Annotated in this window: 16 protein-coding genes and 1 tRNA gene; 7 read left to right on the plus strand and 10 right to left on the minus strand. The window is 58.7% G+C overall.

Features of this window, described 5'->3' with window-relative positions; translation table 11 throughout:
- Positions 1–7: 7 nt before the first annotated feature.
- The 5 genes from MOP44_RS23275 to MOP44_RS23295 all read right to left on the minus strand — a co-directional run bounded on the left by MOP44_RS23275 (position 8) and on the right by MOP44_RS23295 (position 3,247).
- Positions 8–682: a class I SAM-dependent methyltransferase gene (locus MOP44_RS23275; protein WP_260792800.1), complete on the minus strand. Its 675-nt coding sequence runs from the start codon at positions 680–682 to the stop codon at positions 8–10.
- A gap of 33 nt (positions 683–715) precedes the next feature.
- Positions 716–1,594, minus strand: coding sequence for a tRNA pseudouridine(55) synthase TruB (truB, locus tag MOP44_RS23280; protein WP_260792801.1), 879 nt, complete (start codon positions 1,592–1,594; stop codon positions 716–718).
- A 77-nt stretch (positions 1,595–1,671) separates the two neighbouring features.
- The gene (gene folE / locus MOP44_RS23285) at positions 1,672–2,286 is read right to left on the minus strand and encodes a GTP cyclohydrolase I FolE (RefSeq protein ID WP_390905508.1); all 615 of its coding nucleotides are present in this window, start codon (positions 2,284–2,286) and stop codon (positions 1,672–1,674) included.
- A 74-nt stretch (positions 2,287–2,360) separates the two neighbouring features.
- Positions 2,361–2,789, minus strand: coding sequence for a 6-carboxytetrahydropterin synthase (locus tag MOP44_RS23290; protein WP_260792802.1), 429 nt, complete (start codon positions 2,787–2,789; stop codon positions 2,361–2,363).
- A complete protein-coding gene (locus tag MOP44_RS23295) occupies positions 2,786–3,247 on the minus strand; it encodes a 6-pyruvoyl trahydropterin synthase family protein (protein WP_260792803.1) in 462 nt (153 codons plus the stop codon). The genes MOP44_RS23290 and MOP44_RS23295 overlap by 4 nt, the downstream gene beginning before the upstream one ends.
- A gap of 844 nt (positions 3,248–4,091) precedes the next feature.
- On the opposite strand from MOP44_RS23295, the gene MOP44_RS23300 reads away from it, so the two are divergent.
- Entirely contained in the window at positions 4,092–5,381 is a 1,290-nt protein-coding gene (locus tag MOP44_RS23300) for a hypothetical protein (RefSeq protein ID WP_260792804.1), read from the plus strand.
- A gap of 61 nt (positions 5,382–5,442) precedes the next feature.
- Here MOP44_RS23300 and MOP44_RS23305 read toward each other — a convergent pair whose 3' ends face one another.
- The gene (locus MOP44_RS23305; protein ID WP_260792805.1) at positions 5,443–6,624 is read right to left on the minus strand and encodes a glycosyltransferase; all 1,182 of its coding nucleotides are present in this window, start codon (positions 6,622–6,624) and stop codon (positions 5,443–5,445) included.
- 107 nt (positions 6,625–6,731) lie between these two features.
- Here MOP44_RS23305 and MOP44_RS23310 point away from each other — a divergent pair, with 107 nt between their 5' ends.
- The 3 genes from MOP44_RS23310 (at position 6,732) to MOP44_RS23320 (ending at position 7,744) form a co-directional block, all read left to right on the plus strand.
- A complete protein-coding gene (locus MOP44_RS23310) occupies positions 6,732–7,235 on the plus strand; it encodes a TlpA family protein disulfide reductase (protein WP_260792806.1) in 504 nt (167 codons plus the stop codon).
- A gap of 45 nt (positions 7,236–7,280) precedes the next feature.
- A complete protein-coding gene (locus tag MOP44_RS23315) occupies positions 7,281–7,571 on the plus strand; it encodes a hypothetical protein (protein WP_260792807.1) in 291 nt (96 codons plus the stop codon).
- A 96-nt stretch (positions 7,572–7,667) separates the two neighbouring features.
- Positions 7,668–7,744: transfer RNA gene (locus MOP44_RS23320), tRNA-Arg, on the plus strand.
- A 257-nt stretch (positions 7,745–8,001) separates the two neighbouring features.
- On the opposite strand, the gene MOP44_RS23325 is transcribed toward MOP44_RS23320, so the two are convergent.
- Complete coding sequence (locus MOP44_RS23325; RefSeq protein ID WP_260792808.1) at positions 8,002–9,081, minus strand: tyrosine-type recombinase/integrase; 1,080 nt, start codon at positions 9,079–9,081, stop codon at positions 8,002–8,004.
- A gap of 208 nt (positions 9,082–9,289) precedes the next feature.
- On the opposite strand from MOP44_RS23325, the gene MOP44_RS23330 reads away from it, so the two are divergent.
- Entirely contained in the window at positions 9,290–10,120 is an 831-nt protein-coding gene (locus tag MOP44_RS23330; RefSeq protein ID WP_260792809.1) for a hypothetical protein, read from the plus strand.
- A 497-nt stretch (positions 10,121–10,617) separates the two neighbouring features.
- On the opposite strand, the gene MOP44_RS23335 is transcribed toward MOP44_RS23330, so the two are convergent.
- Positions 10,618–10,914 carry a hypothetical protein gene (locus tag MOP44_RS23335; RefSeq protein ID WP_260792810.1) on the minus strand — a complete coding sequence of 99 codons (297 nt, stop codon included), beginning with the start codon at positions 10,912–10,914 and terminating at the stop codon, positions 10,618–10,620.
- A gap of 469 nt (positions 10,915–11,383) precedes the next feature.
- On the opposite strand from MOP44_RS23335, the gene MOP44_RS23340 reads away from it, so the two are divergent.
- Positions 11,384–11,629: a hypothetical protein gene (locus MOP44_RS23340; protein ID WP_260792811.1), complete on the plus strand. Its 246-nt coding sequence runs from the start codon at positions 11,384–11,386 to the stop codon at positions 11,627–11,629.
- A gap of 22 nt (positions 11,630–11,651) precedes the next feature.
- A complete protein-coding gene (locus MOP44_RS23345) occupies positions 11,652–11,846 on the plus strand; it encodes a hypothetical protein (protein WP_260792812.1) in 195 nt (64 codons plus the stop codon).
- Between the two features lie 274 nt (positions 11,847–12,120).
- Here MOP44_RS23345 and MOP44_RS23350 read toward each other — a convergent pair whose 3' ends face one another.
- Both MOP44_RS23350 and MOP44_RS23355 read right to left on the minus strand, forming a co-directional pair.
- The gene (locus tag MOP44_RS23350) at positions 12,121–13,026 is read right to left on the minus strand and encodes an AbiTii domain-containing protein (RefSeq protein WP_260792813.1); all 906 of its coding nucleotides are present in this window, start codon (positions 13,024–13,026) and stop codon (positions 12,121–12,123) included.
- A gap of 9 nt (positions 13,027–13,035) precedes the next feature.
- Positions 13,036–13,968 (minus strand): AlbA family DNA-binding domain-containing protein, encoded by a 933-nt coding sequence (locus tag MOP44_RS23355; RefSeq protein ID WP_260792814.1) that lies wholly within the window; start codon positions 13,966–13,968, stop codon positions 13,036–13,038.
- Positions 13,969–14,034 lie beyond the last annotated feature (66 nt).

Genomic DNA, 14,034 nt, shown 5'->3' on the forward strand with positions numbered 1-14,034 from the left:
CGCGCGTTTACTGAATAGGCTTTGTGCCGACTACGCAGATCCAGCCCTTGTTGCGTTCCTCGCTGAACTGCACGTTGACGTATCCGGCATTTGCAAACAGTTCGCGCTGGTCCGCGGGGCTGAGGCGGCACGCGCCGAGCAGAACGCGCATGAGCGGTCCTTCCATCCATTCGAAGCGGCCGCTCTTGTAGCTCTCCGCAATGATCACCAACTTGCCGCCTGGCTTGAGCACGCGAAGGACTTCGCGCAGGTCGCCGGGCAGGTCAGGCCAGTAGTATTGCGTTTCAATCGCCGTAATGAGATCGAATTTGTCTGCGGGAAACGGAAGCTTCGACACGGATGCTTGTTCAAGTTGGACGCGGGACTGCTCGACAAGCTCCCTGTTGTAGGCGCGCGAAGCTGCGAGGCTGCCCTGAGCATAGTCGACGCCATAAACACTGCCCTGCGCGGCAAGATGGGCGAGCTTATTGAGTGTGCGGCCGCCACCGCAGCCGATGTCGAGAATCGTGTCGTGGTCTCGGATCTCGACATGAGTGAGTCCCCAGTCTGTCAGCGTGGAATGGCTCTTGTTCATGGTGTTGGCCATGAAACGGCCCAGCCAGCGCGATGGCTTGCGGACCTGCCGCATCATGTAGCCGCCCGCCAGCAGGACAGCACTGATTCTGAGGATTTCTCCAATCATGCAATGCAATGAGTTTAGCGCTTGCGCGCTCCTTCATCCCATTACAACAATTGGCTGGAAGAGTGTGCCGGCTACGCGGCTGGCGATGCCGAACAGCTCGCGCTGGCCGGCGAATACCTTGACCAGCGGCGCCTGAGAGAACTCCGGCAGGTTGGCTTGCGCGCCGTTGCGCATGCGGCCGATAGTCTGCTCGTCGGCCGTAACGCATGGCATTTCAGGCAGCAGGGTCCGTGGGTGGATGCTCACGGCCTCAAGCGCCGCGAAGTTCCCTGCAAGCGGCTGGAGGTCGGCAAGTGGACGGGCTTCGTCGAGCGTGAAGACGCCGGCGCGGGTGCGGCGCAGGCTGCTGAGGTGCGCGCCGCAGCCGAGGATTTGGCCGAGCTCGTGCGCGACGGAACGAACGTATCCACCGGCGCTTATCTTCATGGCAAACGCGGCCTGGTCACCGTCGAGCGCGGTGATTTCAAATGAGTCGATCACAACGGTTGCGGGCTTGAGATCGACCGGCTTCCCGGCGCGTGCGAGCTTGTAGGCGGGAGTTCCTGCGATCTTCTTCGCCGAGTAAGGCGGCGGCATCTGCTGCAGTTCGCCGCGGAAGCGCAACGAAGCCTCGCGAATTTCTTCGAGCGTGAACTGGGGCTGCGCGACGGGGCCGGTGGGCTCGCCTTCAGCGTCGTAGGTGTCCGTAGCGAAGCCGAAGCGGATGGTGCCCGTATACGACTTCTCCGCCGAGCTGAAGAACTGTGCGAGACGGGTGTACTTGCCGACGAGCAACGGGAGCACGCCGGTCGCCATGGGATCTAGCGTGCCGAGATGGCCGATGGACTTCTCGCCGGTGATCTTGCGAAGGCGGCTGACCACGTCGTGGGAGGTCATGCCGCCGGGTTTATCTATGACGAACAGCCCGTTCACTGAATTACTCTAGCAGTCCTTGGCGGGGCGACTGGAGCCCATCCCCCGTGCAATCGCGCGAGGAGGGTTCACCGAGATCAGAGGTATCCCTGTGCGGGGTTGCGAACGAGCGACAGGAATTCCGACCGCGTCTCCTTGCGCTGGAAGCAGCCGACCATCGCGGAAGTGACGGTGAACGAATTCTGCTTCTCGATGCCGCGCATCATCATGCAGAGGTGACGGGCTTCGATTACAACGCCCACGCCCTGCGGGGCGATCGCGTCGCTGATAGCGTCAGCAATCTGCCGGGTCATGCGTTCCTGCACCTGCAGGCGTCGTGCAAACACCTCAACCAGCCGCGCGATCTTGCTGAGTCCCACGACCTTGCCGTTGGGGATGTAGGCAACGTGCACCTTGCCGAAGAACGGCAGCATGTGATGCTCGCAGAGCGAGAACATCTCGACGTCCTTAACGATCACCATCTCGTCGTAGTCGACATCGAACAGAGCAGCGCGCAGAATCTCCCCGGCGTCTTCCTGGTAGCCCTTGGTGAGATAGGCCATTGCCTTCTCAACGCGGCCCGGAGTGGCGATGAGGCCGTCGCGATTAGGGTCCTCCCCAAGACGCGTGATGAGCTCGCGATAGAGCTCCTGCGTACTGTGGTCTTTCAAAGAGTCCTTGTCTGCCAGGACTTTCGACATCGGCTTCGTCATCGGTACTGTTTGCGCCATACGGCGGTCCTTTCCGCTGCTTGCGTTGGAAGAACTCGCAGCCTTTCCCGGGCCCATCAGGCCGCCTCCGCTGAGCTGGCGCCGAAGTACTGGAAGAAGTTATTCTCCGTTTCTTCCACGCGAACATACTCCAGTGCGACTCCCACCGGCACGGCGTCTTTCAGCAGCTCAAACACTGTCCTGCATAGATTTTCTGTGGTGGGGACTTGCGAGGTAAATAACGGATCGAGGTTGAGATTGGCGTGATCAAAACGCGTGAGCACTTGCGTGCGCACCGCTGCATCCAGATCGACGAGATTGATCACCATCCCCGTGTCGGGGACGACCTCACCGCGGACCAGCACTTCAATCACGTAGTTGTGGCCGTGACCATGGGGATTACTGCATTTGCCGTAGACGGCACGATTCTGCTCGGGCGTGAACGCGTCGGAATGCAGCCTGTGGCTGGCGCTGAGCGTATAACGGCGTCCGAAGTAGGCGCTCATTGGCCGCCCCGGAACTTCACCCCAGGAACGAGGACCTGTTCCTGGGGACCCCGAAACTCTGCAAAGATCTCAGGCGTCTCGTAGACCCGCACTACGGCGAGGCGTGCACTATGCGCAGCAGCAATCGGCGGTTCAAGGCGGCGCCACGCGGCGATCGCGATGTTCTCGCTAGTCGGAATGGTTTTGGCGAACTCGGGAACTTCCAGGTTGAAGTGGCGGTGATCCCACGCCGCAAGCACCTCATCCTCGATGACGTCTTTCAGCCATTTGAGGTCGACGACAAAGCCTGTGACAGGATCCGGCTCGCCAGCCACCGTCACCTCGAGCGTGTAATTGTGCCCGTGCCCGTTGCGATTGGCACAGCGGCCGAACACTTCCTGGTTCTTCTCGGCCGACCAGGACTCGTTCCAGTAATAGTGCGAGGCAGCGAATGTCGCCCGCCGGGTGAGCAATATCATGAAGACCTCAAAGCAGAGATGCTCAAGGACTACAGGAGGTTACAGGCATCTTGATCTGCTTGAAATCCATGTTAGGGGAAGCGGGCCCTCGCGGGATAGCGTCGGCGCTGCGAGCTTCAGGAGCAACACAGCGTGCAAAACGGCCGGAAGCAGGGTCAAAATCGTCCCACATTGCGAATCGTCGGTCGCGCCGGATCGTGCAAAAGCGACACACCCGGGCGGGAATTCGACGTACTTTTTACAAAACCGCGAGTAGAAATTTCAGGATGCACGAACTATTTACAAGGCTGCCTGAAAAAGCGATTTTTCTGTGAAATTTGGGTTGGCGACACCCCGTGCCGCGTGTAAGCATGACGATGTTGCTGATTCAAGTTAGTTGCCTGGACAGACAGAATCGAAGAGCGCTGGTGAGCAATATAGCTCCTGATCGAAAGAGCGTTTCCAGCAGTTCTCCTGGTTGTGTGGTGTCCTGCGGCATGGCATACCCTCTTGCTCATGCCGGATAGATAGAGGTTGCTGAGTTTACGAGCACGGGCGATTCCGCCGCTCAGAACAGCCCCCGAAACGAAGACTCCCGGCGTCGCTTTATCAGCGATGTACAGGACCCCTTGCGTCTGAACGGCGATGCGTCCGGCACGCATGGCAAGACCAGCGCAAGACACTTCACTGCTCTCGCGGTTCTGCTGTTAGATATGATGCAGCCCCGCGAAAAACAGGTTGGTTTATCGCCGAAAACCGTGAGCCCGAGTTCGAAAACTTCAAGGAGTTGATCGGGTTCCGCGAAACGACAAACAGAACACCCGGAACGCGGTCCAAGGCCGCGCCGATTCGTAAAAGGGCTCTGATGAAACTCCTTAGATTGCTCTCTCTCCCCCTGGTGCTGTCCGCCCTCGCAGCAGTGCCCGCCTTCGCCAATCCAACCGTGACGAGCCCGTACGCTAACAGCACGGTCTCTTCTCCGTTCACTCTCACTGCCAATTCGTCCAGCTGCTCGAACCAGTCCGTCACCACGATGGGCTACTCGCTCGACAGCAGCTCTAGCACCGTTTTCCAAAGCGGCACATACCTGCAGAAGTCGGTGTCCGCGGCCACAGGCGGGCACACCATCCACGTGAAGGCGTGGGGCAAGAGCGGCGCGGTATGCGTCACTGACGTGCCTGTCAAGGTAAGCGGAACGACATCGGGCAATCCCGGCGTGAGTTCGCCTACGAGTGGCTCTACCGTGACCTCGCCATTCAAGCTGTATGCGTCATCGTCCAGTTGCTCGGGGCAAGCGGTCGCATCCGTCGGCTACTCGATTGACAGTAGCACCTATACGTACATCGTGGGCGGAACCGTGCTGAGCACGTCGGTATCCACCGGCACGGGCGGACATACGATCCACGTGAAGTCTTGGGGCAAGAGCGGCGCCTCCTGCGTGAACAACGTTGGAGTCACAGTTTCGGGCACCTCATCTACGGTCCCGTCGAATGCTACGAACGTCAGCAACGTTCAGGTCACCGGCACCTGGGCGAGCGTTCACGACGCGGGCACTTCGGGCTGGTCGAGCGGGACATCTTCCCTTACCAGTTCTCCGTCGCGGAGCGGCAACGCGCGCCACTATAACACCAGCTATAACAACTATGGTGGTCAGCGCTATTCGACTCACATCAGCGACAACACGGCGGCGCATAACTTTGTTTACGACGTCTGGGTGTATATCAAGGACACCTCAACGGGCGTCAAGGTCCTGGAGATGGATTTGAACCAGGTGATCGCCAACGGCTGGACGGTGATCATGGGCGTTCAGTGCGATGGCTGGACAGGCACGTGGGACTTCACCACGAACAAGGGGAGCGCCACAAGCCCGAACGACACATGGGTTCACTCCAGCGCCAAGTGCAATCCGCAGAGCTGGGGCGTGAATGCATGGCATCACATCCAGTACTCGGTTTACCGCGACGACTCCGGATTCGTGACTTATCAGTGGATGTCGGTGGATGGAGCGAAGCAGACGCTCAACGCGAAGACCTTCGCCGGGTTTGCGCTGGGCTGGGGCAAGACCGTGCTCACCAACTTCCAGGTGGACGGCGGAACCAGCTATGCGTACGGATCGAATATCTTTGTCGATAACATGAATGTCTCGTATTGGTAGACTGCACGAATGGATGTGATAAGGCCGCGCTTCACCGCGCGGCCTATTTTTTTCTGGTTAGCTATTGCTTGTAGACCCGCCCTTTCCAACTCACCTGTTTGAACACACGATGCTGAAACCAGCTCCAGTAAAGCAGGAATGCGAAGAGCGGCAGTCCCAGCGGCGACAGCAGAGAATCGAGAAACGGGAAATTCGACTTGGCTACGCGCGTGTAGAACCGGACGAGGGTACGTAGCCACAGCAACGCGCAGACCCAACCGGGACTGATCCACTCAAGCCCGCTCATATTGAAGCGTGAATACCACAATTCAACGGCGAGAATTGGCAGCAGAAACAGCAAAGCGAAGTCGAGAGCGCGCCAGAACGCCAGCACCAGAGCATTATCGAAGAGCAGGGCCAGGTTCTTTGTCCAGCCCTCGATCATGCTCGCCGTACTCCGGTACATGCGTGTGGACACAGCGTCGGCCGCATAGCGGAAGCGCAGACCCACCCGGCGCTTCTTCGCGATGAAGGCGAGTTCCACATCTTCGAGCACGCGGTCGCGCACAGCAGCATGGCCGCCGATACGCCGATAGGCTTCGCGTTCCACCAGCAGATATTGGCCGTTGGCAGCGGCGACGCGTTGGTTAGGGTCTGACACCTTCGCGGGCGGATAGGCCAGCGAGAGTTCGCTGAACACAAGCGGCATGAGCGTGCGTTGTGCCAGGCCGGTCACAATCTGCCGCGGTGAATAGCTGAGCATGCCGGCCTTGTGCCGTTCCGCCTCATGCATGCCGCGGCGCAGGTCGCCGGGCTCGTGGATCGTGTCGGCATCGGTAAACAGGAGCCAGCGGCCGCGCGCTTTGCGAGCCGCGGTCCACACGGCGTTCGCCTTCCCTGTCCAGCCAGGCTGAAGCTTGTCAGCCTTGATCACCGTGACACTGGGAAAGCTGCCTGCAATTGCGGCCGTTTTGTCGGTCGAGTTGTCATCGACGACGATCAGTTCCCAATCGCGGCCGAGCTGGAATATGTCCTCGGATTGTGCCGTGAGCGAGCGCAGGCAGTCGCCAAGAATGTCTTCTTCGTTGCGGGCCGGCACAATCACCGTGAGTTCAATGAGCGGGTCCGGCTCGGGCTGATCGAACACGGCAGGGCCGCGGTACGGCAGCTTCGATGGATCGACCGGCTCGTCGCTCAGGCCGAGAATCGGCTTCCACTCGCCGGGGGCTGCACTCTCGGGTAAGTCGTTTGGATCTCTCGGCATACGCGGCGGCGTTCCTCTTTCGCAATGCGCGGCAAATGGCCGCAGCGCCTTCGGATGGTGTGACGGATGACCTTTCCTGAAGGCTTCCCGCTCCGTATTATAAGGACGTGAACTCCCGCGGCTTCCTTATGTACCGGCTGACATTAATTGCACTGTTGTCGTTTGCACTGCTTTCCGGCTGCAATCGCGGCGCCCGCCCCGCCCAGGTTGGGAAGAAGGCTCCAGATTTCACGGTGAGCGATGGCACGAGCACGATTCGGCTTTCCAGCTACCGCGGCAAAGTTGTTCTGCTCAATTTCTGGGCGAGCTGGTGCGGACCTTGTGTGCAGGAGACGCCGGGGCTGCAGCAGTTGCACCACGACCGGCCCGACATCGAGATCGTGGGCGTGAGCGTGGACACCGACGCCAATGCATATCAGCGCTTCCTCAAGCGCTTCCGCGTCGACACGCCTAACGTGATGGACCCCGAACAGAAGGCCGCCAAGCTGTACCACACAGACGGCTGGCCAGAGACCTACATCATCGACCGCAACGGTGTCATCCGCCGCAAGGTCATTGGCGATCCCGACTGGGGAAACCCCGAGATGCGGGCCTACCTCAAAAATCTGTGACGGCGTGCACGCGCCTGCCTCAAGCCACGCTGGTATTCTGAAGCCATGACGAACGTTGATATCGTGTTCCGCTATGCTGCTGAGCCCACTGAGGCCGTGCTGTTTGCGCTCGCCGGGACGCGCGAGGTGTACGGCATCCGGCATCTGGCTTTCGATCGCGAAGCGAAGACGGTGCGCGTGGAATACGATGCGACGCGGCTTTCAGGACCTGTTGTCGCGGGGCTGGTCCGGCGTGCTGGACTCGATATCGTAGAGGAAGTTTCGCTGATTCCTCCGCCGCCTCCAGAGCCCGAGACAGCGGCAGCAACGCCCCCGATGCCCGCGTCCAAGGCGTAGCCGCAACCGTTCGGCGCGGTTGCGCCAACCCACAATCCTTGATACTCTAAATCAGGTTCAACCTGAATCTCTTCAGGCTCTTCTGAACCGTGAAGTGCGCCCGTAGCTCAGCTGGATAGAGCGACTGACTACGAATCAGTAGGCCGGAGGTTCGAATCCTTCCGGGCGCACCATTGATCTACCAAGGACTTACGAGTTATTCCCGAACCTCCGACAGTGGCCGCTGTCGGAGGTTTTGTCGTAATGGCCGCAATGACTTCTCGCTTAGCGTCGAGATATTCACTCACGTAATCCATGTAGTGAATCAGCGATCTCGCCCCGCGCCTAAATGCAGCCGGGTTATTCGTGACGCCTGCGATCCTCCGCTTTTCGCCGAGGATGAAGCGCCGGTAGGTCACCATAACGTGACGCCTTGATGGGTGAGGGTGTGTCATCCGTTCACCACTAACTCGAGACCGCTGTGGCGGACGTTGAGTTGATTGACGACATCGGCGACGCCGCTGATGTCCGGGTGCAGGTATTGCTGCGTCGTGGCGATGCTGTCGTGTCCGAGCAGGTCCTTGACGAGGGCGAGGTTCTTCGTCTCGGCGAGGATCTCGGTCGCGAAGGTGTGACGCGTCAGGTACGGTACGATGTCTCGTCCGAAGCCGGCCGCGGTGCGCGCCTTGCGGAACGCCTTCCCGATGGTGCGGCGATGCCCCTCGGCTGTTTTGCCGACGAACACCCACTGCTCCAACTGGGCCACCTTGCGAAGATCGCCTTTGGCCTTCGCCTTGACGATCGCTGCCTGCGCAGCGGCCCAGCGGCGCTTGAGAACGGCGCGGAGCCGGTCGGACATCGGAATGGGGCGTTGCTTGTTTCCCTTCCCAATGACCCACACCGCGTTCCGCTCCCAGGCGATGTTGGCCCACTTCATGCGCATGGTCTCGACGCCCGGCCGCGTGCCGCAATCGCATCCGACGATGAAGACATCGCGGACATCGCCGCGAAGATGCTTGAGCAGCTCGGCGCGTTCCTCCGGACTCAGGACGCGAGTTCGGCGGGGCGCCTTGCTGCGCTTGATCTTCGGCGCGGCCTGGATGTACTCGAGTTCGGCGGCGACGTTGAGCATGCGGGAAAGTGTCCTCTGGCCGCTCTTGGCATTATGCGGGCTCTTCGGAAATACGATGGTCGCAGCCAGGTTGCGAGTGATCTTGTGGAGCGGCATGCCGGCGACAATGGTCTCCGACAGCAGCCCCCATCCGTGGCAATAGTCCTTGTACGTGTCCAGGTCGAGAGTCCCCGCAGCAACGCGATCTTTGTTGTACTGCAGGAATTCCTTGCTGAATTCGGAGAGTGTGGGGATCTTCCGCACCTTCCGGTTAAGAGCTCCCTGCTGAGCCTCGGCGAGCTTGATGGCTTCGAAGGTCTCCGCACGCTTCTGATTGGTTTCCTTCGTAGTGCCCCAGTAGCGCTGGCCGTGCAGCATGAACTCGTAGTGAAAGTATCTACCGCGTTTTTTGACCGACATTCTGCGCCTCCATGTTGGCTCGCACGGTTGGGCGCTTCGACGCCCCCAGTTTTGCTGAAGGGGGGCAATCGGCAAAAGCATACCATGTCGGGAGAATCGGCCCCCCGCACCACTGCTTTACGCTCCCTCTCGACGAGAGCTAGGCAAAAAACGACCTGGAGTGATCGACTCGACCTGACAATCTTTGCAATGAGAAGATAGGCTTCAAATGTCTATTCAAGAGAGTTTCACGCGCTACTGGGTAAGAGTCCTGCGGCGTTTCCTAGTGGACGCTACACCGTGGGCAAGGGACAACATCGCCTTCGCCGGGCTCGCACTCCTTCTACCGCTTGCCATCGTCTATCTACGAGACCGGCATCACCAGGTCGACTGGGAGCTAATCAAGGCGGCGCTCTTGTTCTACGCCATATCGCTGGCAGCATACGGCGGCGTGCACCTCCTCAGGACCCCCTGGAAGATGGACCGTGAACAGACCCAAGCGGTCAATCGATTGACTGAAGAAGCCGGCAGCTTGCGCCGGCAGGCTGCTGACCGACAACCAAAACTCGCGGTTGAGCTTCGCGAGCTGCTCTTCCTGGAATCCGAGTATCCGAAGGAAGTATTCGTCCGTGTTTCTCTAGAGAATGAGCGGCCTGACTCCATCTGCACAGTGGATGAATACGAGCTTTCTTTCACTATTGGTGATCACACCTACAGATCTCGAGAGATCGTCCATGATCTGAACGATTTTGTGGCAATTGCAATTGGAGGGGGAGAAGCAGCACGGAAAACGCCCGTTTCAGAGGACCTCTCGGATCTAGTCGCGGGGATCACCCATTCGGATCCTGTTAGATACGGAGCTCCTCGGTATGGATGGATACATTTTTCGTTTCCTGATCTTAGCAAGATGGTGAGGAGTTTCTGTTCTGCCGACCACGCTGAGATATGCGTCTTCGACCCGTTCGGCGGATGCGCTAAATCGGGATTAGATCTTAGAGCCGAGAAGCCCATTCGACGAATCGAGAGCACGCGGTGGGATGGTACCGTGAGATGGGTTTGAAGTGGAGAAGCCCAGCCCCTACCGGACAAAGGGACCGCAACCATTCGGCCCGGACGATGTGAAACGGGAATCGAGCCAAATAGAAAAAGAAAAGCCGGAAGCAGGCCCCCAGGGCCTCGCAGGGTGGCCAGAAGCAACTGCAAGCCTTCAAGTCCATCGGCATTTCTATTCAGGACATCCGGACGAAGAACCCAGCTGACCTCTTTGTCGAAATCGCGCAGAAGATGCAGGAGATGCCGAACGGCGCCACGAAGGCCGCGGCGTCGATGGAGTTGCTCGGCCGCGGCGGCGCGAACCTCATCCCCGTACTGAATGAGATCGGCGAAGCCGATGGATTCGAGATCCTGGGCAGACAAGGTCGAAGACCTCGCAATCCAGAACCGGCAGGAGAGTGCGTTGCGACACAGCAAGTAAGGGCTGGGGCCTTGCCGAATCCCTGCGTTGCTGAACGAGTCCTGCACCGTGGTCACCGGGTTCTCACTGGTTCTTCGATTTTCTTAGAAGCTTCTTTGGATGGCTTCCGCTTGACCGTGGAGGGAAGAAAAGCTAGTCTGCTGCGCATGAAAAATGAGATGTGCCCTTACAGCCAGCAGCCGGTCCCAGTGAGCTCTCAACGGAGTCCGCACAGTTCCGTCTATTGGTGGTGCGATCTTTGCCGTAAATACGTCCGAGCAAAGGACGGCGACTTCGTCGAACACCAGCTTCGATGGAGCATCCACGGCTGCGGCCACAGGTATGGCTGCGACTGCCGCCGTTAATGTCTCAACCTGCTCCTTGGGGTCGGATGGGGGCATTGCAGCACCTTAAGGGATGAGCGCTTTGGCGGTGTGCGGCGGGACCGCTTTGCCGATCTGCTTCATCACGTCTAAGAGGGTGCTGATACCCATCCAGAAAAAGTACGGGTCCTTCCACGACTCTTTCGATCACGGGTAATTCGAACCCCGATTTGTCGGCACCGAACCACCCTAAAAACCTCGTTTCGTTTCGGTTTGGGATCGGAGGGCCATGGGCCCCAATCGGGACCCCAAAAAACCTTGTAATCGCTTCCGATTTTGGGTCGACTCGCGATTTTTTGGAGGCCGCCTCAAAAACCTTGTTTCGTTTCGGGTTTGTAAAACGGTCAAGCCCCTGGACGAGCCTCGAAAAGCGGGGCTCGATCCGCGTCACAAGCCGCTTCGGGTTCCTACTGATGTTTGCGAAGCCGCTGTTCGGTGCGATAATTCCAGCCGTCAGCATTCTTCCTTGAAAGCTAGGGGGATTCCAATGGCGCTAGCGCCGACTCATCTGTGCACACAATGCGGTTCCCAGGTTTGGCCGAAGACAATCACGCCCGGCAGCTTCCTTATGGAACTGCTGTTGTGGCTCCTCTTCCTAGTCCCCGGCGTGATCTATTCGATCTGGCGGATCGCATCCCGCTACAAAGGCTGTCCCGTTTGCGGCGGCAAATCGTGCATTCCGCTCGGGACACCGGCCGCAAATGCCATCATGGCGCACCTTGAGGTGCGTTGAACCCGTTCCGGGAGGTCCCACGATGGGAGAAAGAGAACTCTTCATCCTCAGCAAGGTGATTCTGACGAACGTCGAAGATGTTCACGACGGGAAGCGCACCGATGGCGACGTTGCGCTTTTGAAGCGCATTCGCAATGCCGCTCAGCAGTACGAGAATGCCGCGGCGAGTCTGCGAGATGATTCCCCGCCGCGCATGCAGGTAACGTTTCCCCTTTAGGCTGGCGATATGGCAGAACCCAACGATGACGGCATGATCTGGCAGCGCTTCGAGCCAGGCGATGAGCCGACGGTGCTCACCGCCGATCTGTGCGATGCATTCGAAGTGCAATGCTGGGCGCGGGGTGGAGTAGACGTTTGCCCGGGGCGTCGGCCCTTACGTGGTCTGACTCACACGGGCGCGCCAGCGCCGGCGGAAACGATGTTGTTCCCCAGCCCGCTTTTTTTTAAGGCTACTTTGCCTTTCAGGAGGCGGCCTGGAGCGAATCCCCGATCTAGCTTCCAAAGTATTGCTTCAGGAACTCGGTGAGGACCGACTGGGCAGCCGCGGCGCCGATCTTAACTCCCCCAAGTACTATCTTCGGAGCAAACTCTTTCGTCCACCGCTTGACGTGCGAGCCAAATCCCCCCTCGTCCTTCTGCATAGCGCTTTCCAGGTCATCCAACCCATGTTGAGGAACGCCCGAGTTTCGCAATGCATCCCAGAGCTGGTCGCGATTTCCAACGTCAATAGAATTCTGGGAGTTCGAAATCGTGCTGTTAACTGATGCTCTACCTGATGCGATGACGTTCATCCCTCCAAAGATATTCGTCGTAACCGTACGATCTAAGAACTCAGCTTTTTTTGGGGAAGGTTCCTCAAAGTCAGAAGCGGATTTTAGCGAAGCCTTTATGTCCAGAGCCATATGGAGTGCACGATTTCGGATCGCATCGACAACTCCGGCCAGAGCTCCTCGGCTGATGGTCTGCCAGCCGTGAGTCAGGCAGCAGCCATTTGTGAGGCGAATTCGCCGCTGATACATCAGATCTAGATCAGCCGGCCAATCGATTTTGAACTCGTTCCCTTTTTGCCGAAGGAGTTCTTCATACGATGCGATAGGCTCCATCAACCGCACCTCAGTAGCGAAGTGCTGGTGCTGCTCCGAGAGAAGTACCGCTGCAATGGGATAATTGTTTACGCTCGAGCCGAACGGCCCTGAGAAGTATCCGTTCGCGCCGGCAGCGATGACCCGATAAGGGGGCAGAGCATCTTCTGACGTGTAAGCGTTCAGTTCCTGCATAGCCCAACTCACAAGTTGATCAGATTTGAGGCGCCTGCCGAGGATTATGCATTTCCGCAGCAAAGTCGTGATTGATTTGCTGTCATCCGCGGCAAGATCGATTATTTCGTCAATAAGCACAGTGATTCCCTAATAAGCCTCTGTAATCTGGAACGTCTGCCTGTGGGCAAACATGCCATCGCAAACGACCTCGGTTATGACCTGTGTGGCCGGCACGCCCCAAACCTTATCGTTAGGTATGCGCCTGTCTCCTAACTGCACGAGAGAGGCGATCTTCAGTGTCTCGCCTGGATACACCACATCATTTGCGCCGCCTCGTACTGTGAACCACTCGGCATTTGCGTCGGAAACCGGCCAGATCGGAAGTGGTCCAATGTGCGACGCCTGACAGATACTCAGATGGGGCAGCGCGTGTACGCGAACGGCGGGGAACCGGGCGATCCCGCGGCCATGGTTTGTCAGCATCAAACGGATGAAGCGACACATTCGATCAGTGATATAGGGGTGGTTTGAAACAGGCGCATCGAGGTTGAGGTCGACAGTGAGGTGAGGCCGCGGCCTCACTCCGAAGCGATCGGCGATCTGGAAGTACTCCATCGGCAAGGTCCCGCTCGCGACCCGGACATAGAACTCCTTCCGATCTACCCTAGAACGCTGAGGCGTGCCTTCCCACTCAGGGATGTGGATGAGAACGAACCCAGAGGCCATCCCAGGCGCTTCCGGAACCACCTGCGCAGCTACACCCGTAATACCAGGTTCAACGCAACGGAGGATTATATCCAGAGCCTCCGACTTGACACCGTTTGCATCGGGCACCGGACAGAGATCTGACACGACGTCGGGCTGACCATCACCGCCTCGCCTTGCCTTAAGACCGATGATTATGACGCCACCGGTCGCATTCGCGAAGCCGCAGGCGGCTTTTGCAATCGTGCCTTTCCGGCCGTCGGGACGGGGCCATTCCTTGCAGTCGAAATCGGCGTCTTCCGACTCGCCGATCAACGCCTTAAGTGCTCCGGGCGCTTGTAGCTTTTCAAACAGGGCCTCTGATCTCTGGGACATTTGACCAGAAGCATAGCAGGGGCGCCCGGCACACGTAGTGCGGGCACATCGGAGAGAACGCCCGCC

Source organism: Occallatibacter riparius (assembly GCF_025264625.1).
Taxonomy (GTDB): domain Bacteria; phylum Acidobacteriota; class Terriglobia; order Terriglobales; family Acidobacteriaceae; genus Telmatobacter; species Telmatobacter riparius.

Excerpts from the sequence above, each read along its gene's own strand:
- MOP44_RS23275 (WP_260792800.1), bottom strand. The coding sequence starts at position 682 with ATGATTGGAGAAATCCTCAGAATCAGTGCTGTCCTGCTGGCGGGCGGC.
- folE (WP_390905508.1), bottom strand. The coding sequence starts at position 2,286 with ATGACGAAGCCGATGTCGAAAGTCCTGGCAGACAAGGACTCTTTGAAA.
- MOP44_RS23290 (WP_260792802.1), bottom strand. The coding sequence starts at position 2,789 with ATGAGCGCCTACTTCGGACGCCGTTATACGCTCAGCGCCAGCCACAGG.
- MOP44_RS23295 (WP_260792803.1), bottom strand. The coding sequence starts at position 3,247 with ATGATATTGCTCACCCGGCGGGCGACATTCGCTGCCTCGCACTATTAC.
- MOP44_RS23300 (WP_260792804.1), top strand. The coding sequence starts at position 4,092 with ATGAAACTCCTTAGATTGCTCTCTCTCCCCCTGGTGCTGTCCGCCCTC.
- MOP44_RS23305 (WP_260792805.1), bottom strand. The coding sequence starts at position 6,624 with ATGCCGAGAGATCCAAACGACTTACCCGAGAGTGCAGCCCCCGGCGAG.
- MOP44_RS23315 (WP_260792807.1), top strand. The coding sequence starts at position 7,281 with ATGACGAACGTTGATATCGTGTTCCGCTATGCTGCTGAGCCCACTGAG.
- MOP44_RS23325 (WP_260792808.1), bottom strand. The coding sequence starts at position 9,081 with ATGTCGGTCAAAAAACGCGGTAGATACTTTCACTACGAGTTCATGCTG.
- MOP44_RS23330 (WP_260792809.1), top strand. The coding sequence starts at position 9,290 with ATGTCTATTCAAGAGAGTTTCACGCGCTACTGGGTAAGAGTCCTGCGG.
- MOP44_RS23335 (WP_260792810.1), bottom strand. The coding sequence starts at position 10,914 with ATGCCCCCATCCGACCCCAAGGAGCAGGTTGAGACATTAACGGCGGCA.
- MOP44_RS23340 (WP_260792811.1), top strand. The coding sequence starts at position 11,384 with ATGGCGCTAGCGCCGACTCATCTGTGCACACAATGCGGTTCCCAGGTT.
- MOP44_RS23345 (WP_260792812.1), top strand. The coding sequence starts at position 11,652 with ATGGGAGAAAGAGAACTCTTCATCCTCAGCAAGGTGATTCTGACGAAC.
- MOP44_RS23355 (WP_260792814.1), bottom strand. The coding sequence starts at position 13,968 with ATGTCCCAGAGATCAGAGGCCCTGTTTGAAAAGCTACAAGCGCCCGGA.